We start from the raw sequence: 19,532 nt of genomic DNA on the forward strand, positions 1-19,532 counted from the left end.
AAACGGGCTGTCCTCATATGAAGGGCAGTCCGTTTTTATTTTATGAAAGGCGGTGGGGCAAAACCACGAATAACTTTAAATAACGATATAATCTCGCAAGTAAAAGTTTTTGGAAAGGGGTCTGGGGAAGAACCTTTTTACAAAAAGGTTTTCACCAGCCGCCGGAGGCAAAAAAAGAAAAAAGAAAGCCCCAAAGCCCACCCAACAATCCCACTAAAAAACAGGTGCAGATAATCCACGATTTCGCGCACCCGTTCGTGGTAGGATTGATGGTTGTTACTTGAAAGCAGTGAGCTAACGACTTCGGAGATGATAGATGAAAAAGTTAATTAACGATCCGAAAAATGCTGTGGATGAGCAGTTGCAGGGGCTGGCTGCCGCACATCCTGAACTTCATTTGAATATGAACCCTCGATACGTGTGTAGAAAAAATATTCCTGACGGGAAAGTTGCGATTGTTTCCGGCGGCGGCAGCGGTCATGCTCCGTTACATTGTGGGTATGTGGGATATGGCATGCTCGATGGCGCATGTCCGGGAGAGGTTTTTACATCACCTACACCCGATCAAATTTATGAATGCGCGAAGAAAGTGCACCGCGGCGCTGGGGTCTTGTTTCTGGTAAAAAATTATACGGGCGATGTGCTCAATTTTGAGACTGCTGCTGAGCTGTGCTCGATGGACGGAATACAAGTTCAATGCATTTTGATTGATGACGATGTGGCTGTAAAAGGCGGTGGACATACTGCTGGCAGACGTGGGGTTGGCGTGACGGTGTTTGCGGAAAAGATTGGTGGCGCTGCTGCTCAAGCAGGATATAATCTTGAAGAATGCGCTGACTTGTGCCGCCGCGTGAACGTGAACGGGCGTTCTATGGGGGTTGCTTTGAGTTCGTGCATTGTTCCGGAAATAGGGGCTCCGACATTCCTTTTAGATCATGATGAAGTTGAAATAGGTATTGGTATCCATGGCGAACCGGGGGTGGAGCGTATCCCTATGGCGGATGTGGATGAGCTGGTGGAAATACTGGTTGAGCATATTTTTTCAGATCCGGAATATGTACGCGTTGTCCGTGAGATGAACTTGGCTTCAGGACTGTGGGAAGACGTGCAGCTTGTAAGCGAACCCTTTACAGACAGTGATGAATTTATTGTTTTGGTGAATGGTATGGGCGGAACACCGTTGGGTGAATTGTATGGGGTGTACCGTAAACTCGCTTCCATGTGTGACGAGCGTGGTGTGCGTATTAAACGTAATTTGGTCGGAACATATATTTCATCATTAGAAATGCAGGGGTGCTCTATCAGCATGTTGCGGGCAGATGATGAGATGGTGAAATTTTGGGATGCTCGGGTTGTGACCCCTGGGTTCTGTACTCCGGAATGTACCAGTGAAATAGCAGCAGATGAGGAAAAGAATGCTGACTAAAGCGACGGCCTTACTCTGGTTCGAAAAAGCAGCTTATTATCTGGCTGAAAATAAGAACGAACTGCATATGCTTGATGCTGCCATTGGAGACGGTGACCACGGAATTAATATGGATAGAGGGTTTAGCGCTCTTGTCCGGGACATTCCGGAGATTGAACATTTGTGTTTGGGGGAAATACTCAGACGCGCAGGCATGGTGTTACTTTCCAATATTGGCGGCGCAAGCGGGCCTTTGTACGGCACCTTGTTTCTAAAGGGGGCAGCAACCGTTGGTGATAGCGAGGCGCTTGATGCGACAGGCCTGCTGACGCTCCTTGATGTAGGTGTTGCAGGGCTGGTCATGCGCGGTAGGACGGAGGAAAACGAGAAAACTATGTATGATGTGTGGGCTCCGGTGCTGCGCGAATATAAAAAATGTTTAGAAGCGGGCATGAGTTTAGATAAGATTCTAGGGGCCTGCGTCAAAGCGGCTGAATTAGGGATGAAGGCTACCATTCCAATGCTGGCATTAAAAGGGCGAGCAAGTTATCTTGGAGAGCGGAGTATCGGGCATCAGGACCCGGGAGCGACTTCGTCGTATTACCTTATTGTCGCATTGTATGAGAGTATAAGAGAGTAAATATATGGTCGGTATTGTCTTAGTTTCTCACAGTATCCTTTTGGTAGAAGGGATTCAGGCTATCCTTGGTCAGATGACACAAGATGCGCCTCCTGTTGTTGTGGCTGCCGGAACGGGTGATGATGAAAATCCCATAGGCACAGATCCTATCAAAATTCTTCATGCTATCAAAAAAGCAGAGCAAGGTGACGGCGTTATTGTGCTTATGGACTTTGGCAGTGCTCTGATTAGTGCAGAAGCTGCCTTCGATCTTTTGTCAGAAAGAGAGCAGCATAATGTTTTTTTAAGCCCTGCACCATTTGTGGAAGGGGCCTTGGCTGCGACTGTTCAAGCGTCTTTAGGGGCTGGAGTTACAACCATACTTGAGGAAGTAGGAGCTATTAACCGCACAAAAGCAAAGCGCCTTGGGGTAGAAGACGTTGGGCTTTATGCTGCGACAAGAAATACTGACATTCCACCGGCAAGAGATAGGAGCGAAGAAATTTCATTGATAGTCCCGAACCAGCTCGGACTGCACGCACGTCCTGCCGCCCGTGTTGCGGGGACGCTTGGCGGGTATATTGCGGAGGTCTGGCTTATTCGAGGAGCTGACAGCGCTAATGCTCGTTCATTGAACCAGATGACAATGCTGACTGTACAAAAAGGTGAAAGTATTCAATTTCGTGCAGTCGGGGCAGATGCAAAAGACGCTCTTTCTGCTTTGCTGGCGCTTGCCAGTGAGAACTTTGGTGATGTGGATAAACCTGATTTTCGCTTACAGGGAAAAAATATGTTGGAAGGTGGTATTGCGGCGGCACCGGGGAGTGCTCTTGGACCTATTGTCTGGTATCGCCCTGAATTTCCAAAAATTGAACGGAAGATAGTTGCGGATGCTGAAAACCAAATGGTGCGTCTGGCAGAAGCTATTGCAATGGCGCGTATTGAGCTGTCTGAACTGGAGCATATGACGTCCGGTAATGTGGACTCCGCCGAAGAAGCAGAATTTTTTGCTTTGCATAGTATGTTGTTGGATGACCCGTACATTACGTGCTCAGCGCATGATTTTATTACAAAGTCGCGATACAATGCAGAATCTGCATGGGCGGAAACAATAGAAAAGACAATGGAGCGCTACCGCACCTTGCAGAATGAATATGTTCGCGGCAGAGCCGCGGATGTGCTTGATGTTGGTACTCGTGTTCTTAGGGCATTAACAGAAGAAGAATTTCGTGGCCCTCAGTTAGACGAACCAGCTATTCTTGTGGCAACTGATCTTGGGCCTTCAGATATGGTTAATCTGGATAAGAATATGGTGCTCGGGATTGTTACACAGGAAGGCGGCGCAACGTCTCATGTTGCTGTTTTTGCTCGTGCTTTAAAAATTCCTGCTGTTGCCGGAGTTAAAACCTTAATTCGCCCATTGCTGGACGGAGACATCATCGGTCTTAACGGCTCCACTGGAGAGGTTTGGATTTCACCTGATTCCAGACAGCGTAGAGCATTGGAAATGTTGCGAGCTCAGTGGGATGATCATTTGCAGGATGTTCGATCTAAAGCAGTAGAGCCTGCGGTTACCCGCGACGGTAAGAGCGTGCGAGTAGAGGTGAATGTTAAATCGGTAGATAGCATTGCGGATGCAATACAGGCTGGCGCAGATGGTATTGGCATTTTGCGTACAGAGTATTTGTATTTGAATAGAGACAGTGAGCCTTCTGAGGAAGAACAATATGCCGCGTATTCAAAAGCAGCCGCGTTGCTGAATGGCGAACCACTTGTTATTTCCACGGCAGACTTAGGTGGGGAAAACATTTTGCCATATCTGGATAAAACATCAACAGAGCGAAATGTTTGTTTCGATAAACGCGGTGTACGGTTCAGTCTCGCACATAGGAATCTATTTTTATTGCAGATTAAGGCACTTCTTAGAACTGCGGCAGAGTATCCGATAAAAATTTTGTTACCAATGGTCTCTCAACTTACAGAGCTGCGCGAAGTGTACGGTGTAATAAATGAAGCGCGTGCAATGTTGAAAAAAACTTCTATTCCCTGCGTGGCCAATATTGAAGTCGGCGTGGTTATCGAGGTTCCGTCATCAGTTTTTCTGGCAGATCAGTTGGCGCGTGAGGCAGATTTCTTTGTACTGGGAGGGGATGACCTAGCGCGCTATGTCATGGTGTATGATACTAAAAACTCTGTGCTGGGAACAGAATATACCGAACTGCATCCTGCCATATTGCGAATTGTACGTGATATCATACGAATTGCGCATGAAGCAGATATTCCAGTGAGTGTGGGCGGAGATATAACCAGCAACTTGCAGGCAGTGTTTGTTCTTGTTGGTCTGGGGATAGACTCCCTTGCAGTATCCGCTGCGTCTCTTGAGCAAACCAAGGATTTAATCCGAACAATTGTGACATCTGAAGCCAAAGAGCTTGCTTTGGAAGCTATGGAGTTACCAGATGCTAATAGCGTGAAGAGCCTTATTGCCATGCATTGTTGCACGCTTTACGAAATCTGATGTGGTGTCGGGAATATCTTTCGAAAAATTAGACAAAGATGCCATGTATTCTACTTATTTCACATAGAAAAAACCCACTTGCTGCCAGGTGGGTTTTTCTGTCTTGTTTGTCTCTAAAGTGCGTGGGGTACGTTCCGGATTTTTTTAGGGATGAATTACACTTAATCTCAAAGAATCCATCTCTGGGAGGTACCGTCGCCGGGTTAGTGCGACTGTGACCGGAACAACGCTAAGACATTCACTGCGATTATCTTTCATAGCTTATGAGTTATCTCCAGACAAATTAACTGCATCACTGTTTGGCACTAAATTGTTGCAATAAAGTCACATGGTTATTGATTGGTCAATCAAGTTGTTATTTGAAAATCAAAATATATTTACTAGGTTGCGATAAATCATTTCTTTGTAATGGGCTGTGTTGCTGAATAGTACAGATATAGTTGAAAAAAATGTCACAGCAAACAGCGAGGAACATGATGGCAGAGCGAGAAAAGAAGCTGGGCTTGGTTGGGCTGATAGCCATTGTAGTGAGTGCCATGATTGGCGGAGGGATCTACAATTTACCGTCAAATATGTCCGAAGGGGCAGCAGCTGGTGCTGTAATGCTGGCTTGGGCGCTTACAGGGCTTGGTATGTATTTTCTTGCTACTTCATTTCGGGCGTTATCGGACGCTCGACTAGATCTTGATTCCGGTATCTATGCTTATGCGCGTGAAGGATTCGGCGACTTTGTCGGATTCGAAATGGCATGGGGATATTGGCTGAGTGCAGTATTTGGTAACGTTGGCTATGCGGTACTTACTATGGATGCTGTTGCGTACTTTTTTCCACCGGAAATGGTTAGTGCGCAGCTTCAAGCATTCATCGGTGGATCTTTTCTTATCTGGAGCATGTGCATTATTTGCTTGTTCGGTGTTTCCGCAGCAAACGTGCTTAACATTATTACAACGGTAGCCAAGTTGCTGCCGTTGCTGTTGTTTGTGGGAATAGTCGCAATATTCTTCTCTGCAGAGAATTTTACGCTGGATTTTTGGGGAAACGCATCCGCAGGATTGGATGGTTTAGGTAAACAGCTCAAAAGTACAATGCTTGTTACGCTCTGGGCGTTTATTGGTATTGAAGGTGCTGTTGTTGTTTCAGGCAGAGCAAAAAATGCAGATGACGTTGGCAGGGCTACTATTTTGAGTCTGATCTTATGTCTTTGCCTGTACGTACTAATTTCTCTTCTTCCGTATGGATTTTTAACGCAGGCAGAGCTTGCGAAGCTTCCAAACCCTTCCGCAGCATATGTGTTGGAAAAATTAGTGGGTACATGGGGAGCATCCCTTATCAATCTTGGTGTCATCATCGCATTGTTAGGTAGCTGGTTGTCGTGGACGATTATGGTGGCAGAAGTGCCGCACGTTGCTGCGAAAGATGGTGTCTTTCCAAAGATATTTGCGAAAGAAAATAGACACGAATCTCCATATTTTTCTCTTCTGATAACAAGTGCCTGTATGCAGCTGACCATGCTTGTTGTGCTTTTTGCTAACAATGCATGGTTGTTCCTGTTGGATATTACAGGCGTCATGATTCTTTATCCATATTTTGTAAGCGCTGTGTACTTGGGCAAGTTGTGTATGGCCGGAGAGTATCCGAAAGATCAGCCTGTTTCTAAAGGGATGGCGCTATTTGCAGGCGGATTTGCCGCAGTATACGCGTTATGGCTTTTGTACGCAGCGACGCCGAAATTTTTATTGCTCTCCAGCATCTTCTTTGCCTCAGGATTGTTTGTTTTCTGGAAAGCAAAACGAGAACAGGGGCATGTAGCCCTGTTTGTTGGGTGGGAGAAAGCAGGTGCGATTTTTGTGGTGGGGATAGCAATAATCGCTGCAGTGTTCTTTGGTAGCGGGTACGGTAAATAATGGGTGCAAACAGTAGTAAGGAGCAGTGCATGTCAGTGGCAGACTTTCATGTATTAGTGGCAGAGGACGAAACAACGCAGGCAGAAACGTATGTGAATAATGCCGTGCATAGACTTATGCAGGAGTTGGAAAAACAGAACGTGCGCATTACCCGTTCCTACAGTTTTTGCGATGCCAGCATAATTCTACAAGCAAATACTCCTGTTGATTGTTTGTTACTCAGTGCCAATATGCATAACGAGAACGATGAGGAATATCAGCAGGCAGAGCGATTGATTCGTAAGTTGCACAGCAGGCAGGTTAATGTACCTGTGTTTCTGATTGCTGAGCGTGAGAAAACAACTCGCGCCATGTCCAGCCACCTGATGGAGATGGTGGATGAGTTTGTATGGATTGTAGAAGACACGGCAGACTTTATTGCTGGACGTATCGAAGCAGCGATCCGTCGGTATCGTAACCAAATGTTGCCGCCACTTATGGACGCACTTATGCGATACGGAGCCATAAAAGAATACTCATGGGCGGCACCCGGACACCAAGGGGGGATAGGGTTTACAAAATCAGCCGTGGGTAGAGTGTTTTTTGATTATTACGGCGAAAATTTATTCCGCACAGATATGGGCATAGAACGAGCCTCGCTCGGTTCCCTTCTTGACCATACCGGTGCTTTTGGAGACAGCGAACGCTACGCAGCCCGCGTGTTTGGTGCGCATCAAACCTACAACGTAGTCGTAGGGAGTTCCGGTTCCAACAGGACTATTATGCAGTCGTGTATCACCCATGACGACATCGTGCTTATTGACCGAAACTGCCATAAATCTATTGAGCAAGGGTTAATCCTTACAGGCGCAATTCCTGTATATATGGTTCCAACACGTAATAGATATGGCATAATCGGACCTATTCATGCCGCAGATATGCAGCCTAAAGCCATAGCCAAGGCTGTAAAAGAATCAGCCCTTGTAAAGCAATTAAATGGTCGATGCAGCCAATGCGAACCTGTTTACGCCGTAGTAACCAACTGCACCTACGACGGGTTATGCTACAACGCAAAAAAAGCAAAAGAGCGGTTGGAAGAATCGGCAGATGTAATCCACTTTGATGAAGCATGGTACGGCTACGCACGTTTTAACGCTATGTACACAGACCATTTCGCCATGAACGGCAATCCGGATGAACACGACGGAGCAACCATATTCGCCACTCACTCCACGCACAAACTTCTTAACGGACTTTCCCAGTCTTCCTACATTCATGTACGCGAAGGACGTAAAAAAGTTGATCCCGACATGTTCAACCAAGCGTACATGATGCACACCACAACTTCGCCTCTGTATTCAATAGTTGCATCTAACGATATTACTGCCGCAATGATGTCCGGTGAAAGCGGAGAGTCGCTTACGCAGGAAGTCATACAGGAAGCAGTAGATTTTCGCCGAGCAATTGCACGGCTTTGGCGCGAACACGCGAATCACAAAGATTGGTTCTTTAAACCGTGGAATCCAGAGTACGTGGAAATAACAGAGCAAGGCGAAAAAGAATGGGTTCTCTTTGAAGATGCCCCAGTAGAAGTACTGACTAAAAATCAGGATTGCTGGCGGCTCAAGCCTGACGAAGCATGGCATGGCTTCGAACTGGAAGAAGACAACTGGTGCATGCTTGATCCGATAAAAGTTAGCATCCTTACTCCCGGTATGGGCGATGACGGAAAATTATTGCCAGACGGTGTTCCCGCAGCACTCGTAACGCAATATCTTACCCGATTCGGAATAGTCCCGACCCGTACAACAGATTTTCAGATTATGTTCCTCTTCTCAATGGGCATAACCCGCGGCAAATGGGGAACACTTCTCAACACCCTGATCCGTTTCAAAGAGCATTATGATTCCGGTGACACTGTGCGCGACGTACTACCAGATCTCTACAATGCAAATCCAGAAAAGTATGAGGAAGTTACCCTGAAAGCCCTTGGTGACAGGATGTTTGCATTCTTAAAGTCGAGTGAAATGCATCTTGCCTTAGACAAGGCCTATACAAGCAGTTTCACTGCATTCATGAAGCCTCGCGATGCTTACGAGAAAATCGTACAGCAAGAAGTTGAACTAGTAGCATCAGACAAGCTAGGAAACAGAATAGCAGCTAATTCGCTGCTTCCGTATCCTCCAGGTATCCCGATGATCATGTCCGGAGAAGCTTTCGGGGCGCAAGATAAGTGTCCAGCCATCCAGTACCTCAACCATCTTGAAGACTGGGACAACGCGTTCCCCGGTTTTGAGCATGTGACAGAAGGTGCCGAAGTTAAAGACGGCAAGTATCACGTACTTTGTGTGAACAACAGACGACGCAGAAAGTAAACACGGATAATGTATCTGTTCGTGTAGGTGAGCCTTCGGCGACGTTTACTAACGGGATGCCTTTGGCAAACCTGCGGTGCTTGTCTGCGACGCCTTTTTATGTTGTCTCCGACGGCGCTTGCCAGCGAGGCTTTAAGAACCTTTTGCAAAAGGTTCTTAAAATCTCCAAAAACTTTTATTTGCGAGGCACACCTGTTGGTTACGCAACCTCGCGGCTTATGCATCATTACCTTTCGTGAAACAAAAAGGGCTGTCCCCATATATATGGGACAGCCCTCTTCGCTATTTAAGTCGGTGGAGCATAAGCCGCGTGAGAAGGTATCTAACGGGCTTACCTCGCAGATAAAAGTCTTTGGAAGGGGGCTGGGGGAGAACCTTCCTACAGAAAGGTTTCACCCAGCCGTCGGAGACAAAAGAAAAAGCCACCGCAGGTTCGCACCGTCGGCGACGAGAAAAGCCGATTTAAAAATGTTCGTTAGTAGCCCTAATTTCTTCAACACGGAGCCGAGCTTCGGAGTAGAGGGCGAGTGCTGCGACGGCACGATCGCACACAGCGAAGACAGGCACGTTGTTTTGTAAGAAGTGGTCACGTAACGGATCGTAAAGCCTGCCACCGTCGATGACGCCGATGATCGGCTTGGATGAATCTTTAGCAACTTCCACGAGAAGGTTTGCTATAGAGTTAGGATCATCCATGGAGAATGCTGGTGGAGTTGGCTCCGCAAGTGTGTGCATTGCAGGCGATAAAGGATCGAGTCCAACGATTACGGAATCGACTGCTGAATCTTCTACGAGAGTTTGCACGGCGCTTGTGTGGAGCGCATCGTTTGCTGTTGGTGTGAGATCAAGCGGATTCTGGATTGTCACGAGCGATTGCAGACGGTTTGCTTCGAGCGTTGCGGCAATGGCTTGTTTTGTCTCAGAACTGAACTGGGCTAGATCCATCTGGAAATCGTCGGAGTGGATGGAGTCAGCCATACCTACAGCTTCGAATCCTGCACCGCTGACAGCGGCGAGGCGGTTGCCGGCAATTTTTTTGTCGTGCAGCATTTCTGCAAGCAGGAAGAGATCCTGAAATTCTTGGAAACTTCTGGCGACGATGGCACCAGCCTGACGCACACAGCTTTCGCATACCATGTAGTCACCTGCGAGTGATGCTGTGTGACCACTTGTGGCTGTTTTGCCTTCAGGAGTCCGGCCTGCTTTGTAGAAGACAACTTCTTTTCCGTTATGGATAGCTTCGCGAATAGCTTTGCAGAATTCGAGACCGTCGAGATCGCTGAATCCTTCAGCGTATACGGCGATTACATCTACGTTGTCTGCGTCTTTGAAATATCGAACCATGTCACCAAGGGTGAGATCTGTCTGGTTGCCCATGGAGACCATGTAGCTTGGATGCAGCTCAGGACTCTGGCTGTAACGGTGGAGCATGAATGCGCCACTTTGACTGATAAGTGCAGCGCGGTGCGGTGTGGCTTTTCGGTTTTTCGGCAGTTTTTCTTCTGGGATAAACCATGTGTCGTAGGAGCCGGGATGCGACACAACACCCATGCAGTTCGCACCGAGGAACACAGGGCCGCCGCCTTCTTTGGCGTGTGTGGCGTCAATATGAGCAATCAGTTTTGCGGCTTCTATCTGGCTGTCTTCGGTTTCACCCATACCACCGGGGATGAGCATGACGCTCTGGGCGGCATCCAGATCGATGATCTCGTCTACAAGTTCCGGAACTTGTGTTGCGGAAACCGCTACGACAAAAAGATCAAGCTTGTGATCAAGGCTGGCAAGGTTGGGAACGCAACGTACGCCATCGATTTCGTCGATGCCGTCTCTGATGAGGGTTACGTTTTCTTTGGCGAAGCCTTCTGCGAGAATATTTTCGAGAATGATTCGACCGAAATTACGACGTGTAGCTGAAACACCGATGATGCCAATGCGCTCTGGGTGCAGCAGATCATGAATTTTTTTAATCGGGCGCGGGTTGGCTCGTTTTTCAGCTTTGCCGAAACGGCACATCCCATCAAGCGGAACCATAAGGTAGTCCGTGAATGCAAACGGGTTGATTTCCAGCTCTTCGATGATGAATGGTGCGTCGTTGTTTGACGGTGAATAGTGGCGACCCATTTCAATGAATGAACTGAAACATTCAATAAGCTGTTCGTCGGTAACAATGCGACGCTGACCGCGTGTGAGACCGGCAAGTTTGCGGTATGAAATAGTTTTGCGGAACAGGGCGAAGAAAGCTTCACCGTCGACGAGCTCTGTTGATGCTGCGACGATTGCCTGTCCTTTACGGAAACGTTCTGCGTAAAGCTCTGTGTCTGTTCCGCCAAGACCGGCACTGATAACCATGCCGAATTCTCGGGTGTGACGGAGACCTACAATGAGCTCGTTACCGAAAGCGCTGGAATCCGGTGGCATGAATTGCACTTGAAGCACACCTTTCAAGTCACGGCTGATGGCTTTCATGAGCGCATCACCTTTTAACCCTTTGTAGGATTCCGGTGCGTGGTCTGGGTTACGTTCGATGTATGTCGCGTAGTTTTCCGGCACTTCATACTGCATAGCGCGAACAGCAGAGCGGATTTTAGATGGCTGTTTTTCAACAATGCGCACGCCGCCTACTTCTGTCTTATGGATAATAGTAGGGGATACAATCTTGAGAACAGCTTTTTCACCCGGAATAGCCATAAGCTCTTCATCGGGAAAACGTGCGCCACGGGGCAGCAAGTTAGAAATTGGCGGTGTTTCTGCGCCGGAGTTGGCTAGCAGATTGTACACTTCATATTCGTATAGAAAATCTCTGTTTTCTGTATCAGCAGCAATAAATAACTGGGTAATCTTTTCAAAATCAATCAATGTGTTCATAGCCATCTCGCTTGGAAAAATTCAGTAAGAAAATAACTGTACGAACTTTTGACGTTTTTGTCTTTGCTGTGTTTTTCTTTTCGACTATGTGGAAAAAGGACTGGTGGAGTAGAGAATAGGCGTTTGCTTTTTATGCTTTTAGTAATGAGAAAACTTAAGCCAATTGAAGAAGCGGAGAAATACAGTGGGAACAGAAAAAAACATGCAGCCTGTTGTTCGGATTGCATGTTGCGGAAATCGCTGAATGTGAAGAGATAGGTAGAAAAAGATGATCGGGACAGGGAGAGAGAGGCTTCCTGTCCCGATCAGTTGTCTTGGCGCATGGTAATTGCTGGACCATGCTGTAAGACACAGAATAGAGTTGCCGTCGCCATAATTGCCAATGGCTGACGGAAAACAATGTATATTTTGCATGTGACAATTGTGTTACGAACTACGATGTTCAAATAAAAAAATAATAATTATTTGGTATTTAACGCATATTTTTTTCGTGAACAGCGTTCTCTGATTTCTTTGCTACAGTCCGAGAGATTCTGGAAGCGTGGCAACATACGCTTTGATTTCATCACGGACGGTACGGTAGCAGGCAAGCTGTTCTTCTTCGGAGGCACCCTGCGCTGCAAGTTCTTTTGCCAGTGCAGGGGGATCGGGGAAGCCTACATGAACAATTTTTGCATTACCTGGAAAGTACGGACAAGTTTCGTGTGCGTGGCCACAAACAGTAACAACCACGTCAAAGTCGATGTCATCAAAGTCACTAAGCAGTTGTGACTTGTGAGAGAAAATATCGACACCAGCTTCTTTCATTACAGCGACAGCATTCGGGTTTAGACCGTGCGTCTCGATACCTGCGGAATATGCATTAAGCACATCACTTTTGAGGTGTTTTGCCCAACCCTCTGCCATTTGACTGCGGCAGGAGTTACCTGTGCATAAAAAAAGAATAGTAACTTTAGCACTCATTTTTGTTCCTAAGTTGATCTGCTTGAACCACGCTGTTTCCGACAAATATCTTCAGGTGCACTGGAGACAATTTTTTGGAGGTGATCATGATCTTGTTGCAGCTCGGTGCAAGTTGTTGATTGTTCTTGAATCCAATCCAGAAGTGGCTTGGAGTACGCTACTCCCTTTCCGAGTCTGTAAAAAATCCATCTGCCTTCTTTTCTGAATTGAACGAGTTCTGCATTGTGCAGTACGCCCAAGTGACGCGATACTGTGGCTCCGGCTATTCCCAGCAGTTCTGTAAACTGGCAGGCGCATAGTTCGTCATGCTCCATGAGCGCGGCAACAATACGGAGTCGGTTTTGATCGGATAACGCTTTCAGAGTTTGAGTAATTTTTTGCATAATCATCCCGGGTGTGTTTCCACAGCCTAATCAGCACCTTTGTCCGTTATTACGTTGGCACGTTGACAAGAAAATAGAATTTCTGTGGCAAAAACGTTACGTTTTACCTTTTCTATCCCTGTTGGCTTTGAAAAAACGGACAACAGCAATTGATTAAAATGTAGAGACCCCCCCCTACGAAACATCTGTTGTGTTCGTTTAGTTGGTTAGCTAAATATGCTTTCAATGCTGAATTTGTCAAGAATCGGGTTGGGCAACTCTGTGAGTATCCAGTATTCTAGACTACATAATGAAATAGTGTTTAGTTAACTCGTTGTATTGTATGTTCAATAGTATGGGAGCCCTTTGCTTTTACAGCACATCCGGTGGATAAAGTAATGAGGAAGATGCTGAGTATCACTGCATAGATACATAATTTAGACATAAATTCTCCAAGGTTGAATGGACAGCACAGCACCAGATGATTTGAAATTCGTCAAGCGGGTACAAAGTGAGTCTGTTGATTTGAACATAGCAAAAAAAGCCCCCATCAGGCGATAGCGAATTCGCTACGATACCTGATGGGGGTTTAATGCTTTAGGAAAAGCCGTAACCCGAATTGTAAATAATGCTAGTACATTTTGCGTGGGTTAAAGTTTGATCCAACAACAGAGAATGTATTTTCAACAATGAAAATTGCATTCGGGTCGGTATCAAATACAATCGATTCCAGCTGTTTCATACGAATGTTATCAGTAACGCAGAACAGCATACTTACATCTTTACCGGAGTAAGAACCGGTACCCCAGACCAATGTACCGTTAAGGCGACGTGCCTCGCGCATCTTGGCCATAATCTCTTCGTTCTTGTAGGAGATAATACGCACTGCTTTTTTCTGGTTGAACATTGAGAGTGCGTATTCAGTTACATAGGAACTGAGAGAGAGCATGATGAGCGTAGTAACAACGAGATCAGGGTTAAAGCGGACTGCAATGAGTCCCATAAGAACTAAGTTGATGATGAAGAAGAAAACTCCGATACGTAATCCATATTTCTGATTCAGAATAACTGCAAGAACATCAAAACCACCAGCAGCACCGAAGGAACGAAGAATGATCCCGCTGCCAAGTCCCATAATGACACCTGCTGCGATGGATGCAAGCAGTCTGTCCTGAATATGAAGATCAAGCGTGAAATATTGCGTAAGAAACGTTACGAGTACCATGCAATACAAGTTCAACAGAAAGAATCTTTTGCCGACGCTGTGCCAGGCAATAACAAAGATTGGAATGTTGAAAATAAGGTACCACTGTGGAGTGGTGAAAGTATCGCTAATGTAACTTCCGAGAACAGCGAAGCCATACAGGCCAGCAGGAATAAAGTCATGGTGGACGGCGATACCGTTGTATCCAACGATAAAGATAATCGCACCAAAGGTGAGAAGAAAAATGTTCCACGGAAGAGAGTAGGCAAAAGCCTGACGGTTAAACTGCATTGTGTTTTCCTTAAGTTTTACAGCTTAGATTGTGGTCCGGTAAGGCCGGTTTTAGGATATTCTTGTTCGTAAAGTAACGTTTTGCCCTGACGGGCTGTATAAAATGCATAAAAAAAGGCTCGAACACATGTTCCGAGCCTTTGTAAAAACAATAGAAGTCGCAGCTTATCGCAGCCGCGTGTAATCGGACGTAGTCCAAGGCTCATGGAATACGCACGCAAAGATGCCTTCCATACTGGAAAGCGTTATCTGTCTATTTGCGATTGACGTATTCTGCATACAAAAACCTTGGTTAAAAACTACAAAAAGAGGCAGCCGTTTTTGGGCTTCCCGTACCGATTTCGCGCTATCTATCTGATAGTGAAGTCGGCGTCTAGTGGAAAAAAACTTTTTTTCAATAAAGATTTATTTCACAAGGAGAAAATGATTCTTTTTATATTATTGTCATAAAATTGGTATGTTAGCATTCTTTTAAAGAGTGTAGGACTATTGCTTGCGAAGAGTATTATTTTATCTTTCACACCATGTGATGGCCTGCAACCCATGATTACGAAAGGAATTGGTTACGTAGTCAGTGCATACAGCGTTGCACCGAGCATAAGTATAACAAGTGAAGAATTTACCATAAGGCGCATTTGAGGATTTTTTAATGAATTATAGAGCCCCGCGCCTAGCCCGCACCACATGGAATGAAAAGTAAATTGTCCTACCATAAAAGGAAAAACGAACAGAGCTGTTGTTTCTGCTGTAACAGGAAGCAATGCAAAAAACTGGCTATATGCTGCAATGGACATAGCCCAACTTTTGGGGCTGAGTGGATGTAAGAGCAGCCCTTCGCTTATGGTAAATTGTTTTATAGTTTCCGGCGGTGCTGCCTGTAACTTAAAGAGCTTGTATGCAAGATACAGAATGTATGCGGCGCCTCCGAACTTTAGCGTCAGCGCAAGCCACTCCCACTGTTTAAATGCCTCTCCAAGCCCCAACGATACGAGCAGATTAAGCGACGCAAATCCTATTGTAGTCCCGATAAGAAACGGAACAGCAGTTCTGAATCCGGTTGTTTGACCGATAGCCATCATCGTCATGTTTCCCGGCCCCGGTGTACCTGTCATTGCAACAATAAAAATAGCGAACGGTATAAGCAGTTCTGCCATGGAATGCTCCTTAAGAAGTAACCTTGAAAATATCTGCAAGGTTTTGCTGTAATTTTATAAATGGTAGCTTGATACTTTTGTGCGCACAAAAATTGTATGAGGGCTACTGTTCTGATTGTACCCATAGAATTGACATTGTGTGAATGTCAACGCTAATATTGTATGCATGACAAAGTGGACACCATTAATTGAAGCAGAGGACACGCCTTTGTATCTTGCGCTTGCAGATGCAATTGAGCGGGATGTGTATGCAGGAACCTTGCAGCCGGGAACGCGTTTGCCGACACATCGAAATTTGGCTGACGATCTTTCTGTAAACGTATCTACGATTACACGCGGGTATTTAGAAGCTGAACGCCGAGGCTTGGTTGCAAGCACTGTGGGGCGCGGTACGTTTGTGGCTGTTGACGCGACCACGCCATCTGCCATGGTTTCTTTCGAGCCATTTTCTCCGGGACTTATTGAAATGGGGCTGGCTACGCCAATGCCGCATCTTGATCCGGATTTGAGCATTGCCTTGAAGACCATCAGTCGTCGTAAAAATCCGGAAACTTTTCTGCGGTATTCAGACCCGCGCGGGCTGCCAGAGCATAGAGAAATAGGGGCACACCTTATTCATATGTATGGAATGCCAGCCACAGCAGATGATATTATTGTCACGGCCGGTTCTCAGCATGCGCTATCTACGGCGCTCTCTGCCATGTTTAAGCCGGGTGACAGGATTGCAACGGATGCATTGACCTATCCCGGTTTTAAATCTCTCGCTGCAAGTCTCGGGATTCGTTTGTGTCCGGTCGCGATGGATGAAGGTGGGATGCTGCCAGAGTCTTTGGATACTGTTTGCCGCCAGCGGGAAGTGAAGGGATTGTACTTGTTGCCTCACGTACAAAATCCAACTGTCTGCTGCTTATCGCATGAACGGAAAGTTGCTCTTGCTGCTGTTGCGAAAAAGAATGCTCTAACTGTTATTGAAGATGATGCGTATGCCTTTTTGTACGATGGTGATTTGGTGCCTCTGTCCTCAATGCTTCCTGATCAGAGTATTTTTATAGCGGGCGTTTCAAAGATGATTGGAGCCGGATTGCGCGTCGGTTTCATGTGTGTCCCGAAGCATTTGAGGGAAGTCTTTGCACAAAGTGTTTTAAATAGCATGTGGATGGTACCTCCATTGAATGTTGAAATCATTACAAAATGGATTGCTGATGGCGACATGATTGCTGCCAGAGAACGTAAACGTGCTGAAGCGAGGCGGCGTAGTGCACTTGTGCGGCAGATATTAAATTGTGGAACGTTACATATGTCGGGAACAGACTTTTTTTGCTGGTGGGAACTGCCGGAACCTTGGTGTGGGCAGGCCCTTGAAGCTGTGGCTCGCAGGGCTGGGGTCAATGTATTCAGCGCCGAAAAATTTATTGTCGGTGACGCTGAAGCGCCGAGAGCCTTACGTGTCGGGTTGACCGGCATGGAGCATATTAGTGAGTTGGAAAAGGGGCTTTGTATTTTACGGGAGATTGCGCAGAATCCTGATATGCAGAGTACGATGCTCAAAAGAAAGACTGGCTAGATATGTAGCCAGTCTGTAGTAACGCTATAGTTGAATGCTCTAATAATCGTCATAATAGTATTCTTCATCCGGACATTCATGTTGCCGTAACAGTGCTGCAAGCTCTTTAAGGCTGCTTGTGAGTGTAGATTCCGGGAATAAATGACAGTAGGGCGTTCCATCGTTAATTGCGATGAATGTGCCCTTCTGGTCTTCCGGTAAACACGTAATGCAATCAACGCCGATGGTCTTTTCTATTTCAAATTTAGAGAGAGTGTTGCCGGAAACACAGCCGGTAAGCACAAGCGAAAGTTTACAGAAGTTTTCGAAACCGCCTGCCGTGATAGTCTCTACAAATCGCTTAGCGCTCCCCATGCAAGGCTTTGTAGGCATGGTTACAAGCAGGCTGTCGTCTGCCATTTCCATTACTCTATAGAGTGCAGCATCCACACGGCTGCCCATATCAATAACAATTGTTCCAAATGCATCTGCTGCTGCAATGAGCATGGCAGAAACAGTTTCTGGAACCACACTTCCCGTCCCCATGGTCACTTCCGGTGCTACTAGGGCTAAGATGCCGCTGCTGTGATGATACATAGCGCTTTTAATGTATGAGGCATTCATTAGGCCGAGATCTTTTGCGGCGTGGCGTCTGTCACGCTTTGAAGGAGTATTCAGGAATGTGGCGACGTCTCCGTATGGTCTTGAAAAATCGAGTAAACCTACCCGTTTTCCATCTTGTGCAAAGCATGCTGCCAAGTTTACCGCCACAGACGTTGTTCCGGAGCCACCACGTGCGCCCATGACTGCAATAACTTTAGGCCGATTCTTTTTACTCGGATCAACCGAGCGGTTTGTTACGTAATCTTCCAAAGCCCGCTGTAAGATTAATTTGCTCAGAGGATAGCTAAAAAAATCTCGTGCGCCCGCAACTAATGCTTGTTGTTTATGAGAGTCTGTATATTGCGATGCACAAACAAACACAGCGCCGTAATTATGCCTTTTTGCTTCAAGAATACGCTCTCTTATTTCTTCAGTATAGTTAGTGCAGCCGATAACAAGAACTTCCGGCTTTGTAAGCTGAAGTGTGTTTAGAAGGTGTGTGAAGGGTATTTCACACAGCATATTATGAAGAGCGCCTGCAATAGTTGGATCACTGGCTTCAAGTTTTATGTATAAAGCTTCTTCAATTGTAGGCATTAATCCCTCCGATTGCTCCTGTAGGGAAAAAGCAATGTATATAACGTAATTCTATAGAGTGATGATCATTTTTCTATGTTCTTTTCTTCGGTAAAGACCTTCTCTGCGGTTGGAATGTCGTCGGGTGTTGTATCTACTAAAATTCGCCAAGTACCTATTGCAAAAGTTATACAGAGTATAACAAACAAAATATTTCGCAACGAACGGAAATGAGAAACTTTATGATCTTGAACCATTACATAATCTCCGCAATAAGATGAATAATGTTTCTATGTAAAATTGTATAAGTAAGCGTGCTGTTCATTCCACTAGTAGTGTAATATGTGAGCGCGGCAAGAACATATGATATTGAAAATGTATATTCTTACTGTGTAGATGCGGTTTAAATGTGTATTGGCGTTCATGTAAGTATATGGTTACGTATATACAGTGTGTCCGTTATACTAATTAGTTTGCATTTGTCTTTTTTATTTAATAATAAAGGGGTGTTGTGTGTTTGATTTGGTGTTGAACGCTCAAACAGTTGTGGTGTATTAGTACCGTCCCTTAGGTAAAAATTAAAGAAAGAGTAATAAAAACCGATGGAGGAAATAGAGTTTTCTTGAAAAAGAAATATGAGGGTGGTTGTCGTGAAGAGTGTTCGGGCAAGCGCATAGGGAAAATGCGCTGATGCTCTTCCAAAAAGGGAGAAGAAAATTATGCAAAACCAGAGAGTCTTTCTAGTTGCTCTCGTATTGGTTCTGTGCGTGCCATGTATTACTTTCGCAGCGAAGTATGTGGGATCTGCTGCGTGTGGTGAATGTCATGAAACAGAACACGGGCGTTTTATGCAACACTCGAAGAAGGCAAAATCTTGGGAGAGTATTGCAGTAATGGCGCCAAAGCTTACACCGGCAGAGCAACAAGAATGCTACGAATGCCACACTACTGGTTACAAAAATGGGGGATTTGTTAGCTACGAAGAGACTCCGGAACTATCAGATGTTGGGTGTGAAACTTGTCATGGACCTGGTGCGGCACATGCTGAAGATGGCGATCCTGATTTGATCAAGCGTAAACCTGAACCAAAAGAATGCGTGGTATGCCACAGTGCGGCCCGTGTTAACGATTTTGGATTCAAACCGCTTGTAAACAGTGGTGCACACTAGGA

General features: G+C 45.9%; 14 protein-coding genes. 7 read left to right on the forward strand and 7 right to left on the reverse strand.

Annotation, left to right across the window (positions count from 1 at the left end; translation table 11 throughout):
• Positions 1–316: 316 nt before the first annotated feature.
• The 5 genes from dhaK (at position 317) to adiA (ending at position 8,800) form a co-directional block, all read left to right on the forward strand.
• Positions 317–1,426: a dihydroxyacetone kinase subunit DhaK gene (gene dhaK / locus MKHDV_RS04385; protein WP_160712635.1), complete on the forward strand. Its 1,110-nt coding sequence runs from the start codon at positions 317–319 to the stop codon at positions 1,424–1,426.
• Complete coding sequence (dhaL, locus tag MKHDV_RS04390; RefSeq protein WP_160712636.1) at positions 1,416–2,045, forward strand: dihydroxyacetone kinase subunit DhaL; 630 nt, start codon at positions 1,416–1,418, stop codon at positions 2,043–2,045. The genes dhaK and dhaL overlap by 11 nt, the downstream gene beginning before the upstream one ends.
• 4 nt (positions 2,046–2,049) lie before the next feature.
• The gene (gene ptsP / locus MKHDV_RS04395) at positions 2,050–4,542 is read left to right on the forward strand and encodes a phosphoenolpyruvate--protein phosphotransferase (protein ID WP_160712638.1); all 2,493 of its coding nucleotides are present in this window, start codon (positions 2,050–2,052) and stop codon (positions 4,540–4,542) included.
• A 449-nt stretch (positions 4,543–4,991) separates the two neighbouring features.
• Positions 4,992–6,446 carry an amino acid permease gene (locus MKHDV_RS04400; protein WP_254060413.1) on the forward strand — a complete coding sequence of 485 codons (1,455 nt, stop codon included), beginning with the start codon at positions 4,992–4,994 and terminating at the stop codon, positions 6,444–6,446.
• A 29-nt stretch (positions 6,447–6,475) separates the two neighbouring features.
• Positions 6,476–8,800, forward strand: a complete 2,325-nt coding sequence (gene adiA, locus MKHDV_RS04405) for an arginine decarboxylase (RefSeq protein WP_160712640.1) — start codon at positions 6,476–6,478, stop codon at positions 8,798–8,800.
• 462 nt (positions 8,801–9,262) lie between these two features.
• On the opposite strand, the gene MKHDV_RS04410 is transcribed toward adiA, so the two are convergent.
• The 6 genes from MKHDV_RS04410 to MKHDV_RS04435 form a co-directional block, all read right to left on the reverse strand.
• Positions 9,263–11,665 carry an acetate--CoA ligase family protein gene (locus MKHDV_RS04410; RefSeq protein ID WP_160712642.1) on the reverse strand — a complete coding sequence of 801 codons (2,403 nt, stop codon included), beginning with the start codon at positions 11,663–11,665 and terminating at the stop codon, positions 9,263–9,265.
• Between the two features lie 516 nt (positions 11,666–12,181).
• Entirely contained in the window at positions 12,182–12,628 is a 447-nt protein-coding gene (locus MKHDV_RS04415; protein ID WP_160712644.1) for an arsenate reductase ArsC, read from the reverse strand.
• Positions 12,629–12,636: 8 nt separating this feature from the next.
• Positions 12,637–13,011: a helix-turn-helix transcriptional regulator gene (locus MKHDV_RS04420; protein WP_160712646.1), complete on the reverse strand. Its 375-nt coding sequence runs from the start codon at positions 13,009–13,011 to the stop codon at positions 12,637–12,639.
• 301 nt (positions 13,012–13,312) lie between these two features.
• On the reverse strand, positions 13,313–13,435 hold the full coding sequence (locus MKHDV_RS19080) for a hypothetical protein (protein WP_256370004.1): 123 nt from the start codon (positions 13,433–13,435) through the stop codon (positions 13,313–13,315).
• 186 nt (positions 13,436–13,621) lie between these two features.
• A complete protein-coding gene (locus tag MKHDV_RS04425) occupies positions 13,622–14,485 on the reverse strand; it encodes a YitT family protein (protein ID WP_160712648.1) in 864 nt (287 codons plus the stop codon).
• A 563-nt stretch (positions 14,486–15,048) separates the two neighbouring features.
• On the reverse strand, positions 15,049–15,639 hold the full coding sequence (locus MKHDV_RS04435) for a LysE family translocator (protein WP_160712652.1): 591 nt from the start codon (positions 15,637–15,639) through the stop codon (positions 15,049–15,051).
• Positions 15,640–15,805: 166 nt separating this feature from the next.
• Here MKHDV_RS04435 and MKHDV_RS04440 point away from each other — a divergent pair, with 166 nt between their 5' ends.
• Positions 15,806–17,203, forward strand: coding sequence for a PLP-dependent aminotransferase family protein (locus MKHDV_RS04440; protein ID WP_160712654.1), 1,398 nt, complete (start codon positions 15,806–15,808; stop codon positions 17,201–17,203).
• Between the two features lie 39 nt (positions 17,204–17,242).
• On the opposite strand, the gene MKHDV_RS04445 is transcribed toward MKHDV_RS04440, so the two are convergent.
• Positions 17,243–18,382 (reverse strand): P-loop NTPase, encoded by a 1,140-nt coding sequence (locus MKHDV_RS04445; protein WP_160712656.1) that lies wholly within the window; start codon positions 18,380–18,382, stop codon positions 17,243–17,245.
• A gap of 698 nt (positions 18,383–19,080) precedes the next feature.
• Between MKHDV_RS04445 and MKHDV_RS04450 the strand changes: the two genes are divergently transcribed.
• The gene (locus tag MKHDV_RS04450) at positions 19,081–19,530 is read left to right on the forward strand and encodes a cytochrome c family protein (RefSeq protein ID WP_160712658.1); all 450 of its coding nucleotides are present in this window, start codon (positions 19,081–19,083) and stop codon (positions 19,528–19,530) included.
• Positions 19,531–19,532 lie beyond the last annotated feature (2 nt).

The sequence above is a fragment of the Halodesulfovibrio sp. MK-HDV genome, from assembly GCF_009914765.1.
Classification (GTDB): domain Bacteria; phylum Desulfobacterota; class Desulfovibrionia; order Desulfovibrionales; family Desulfovibrionaceae; genus Halodesulfovibrio.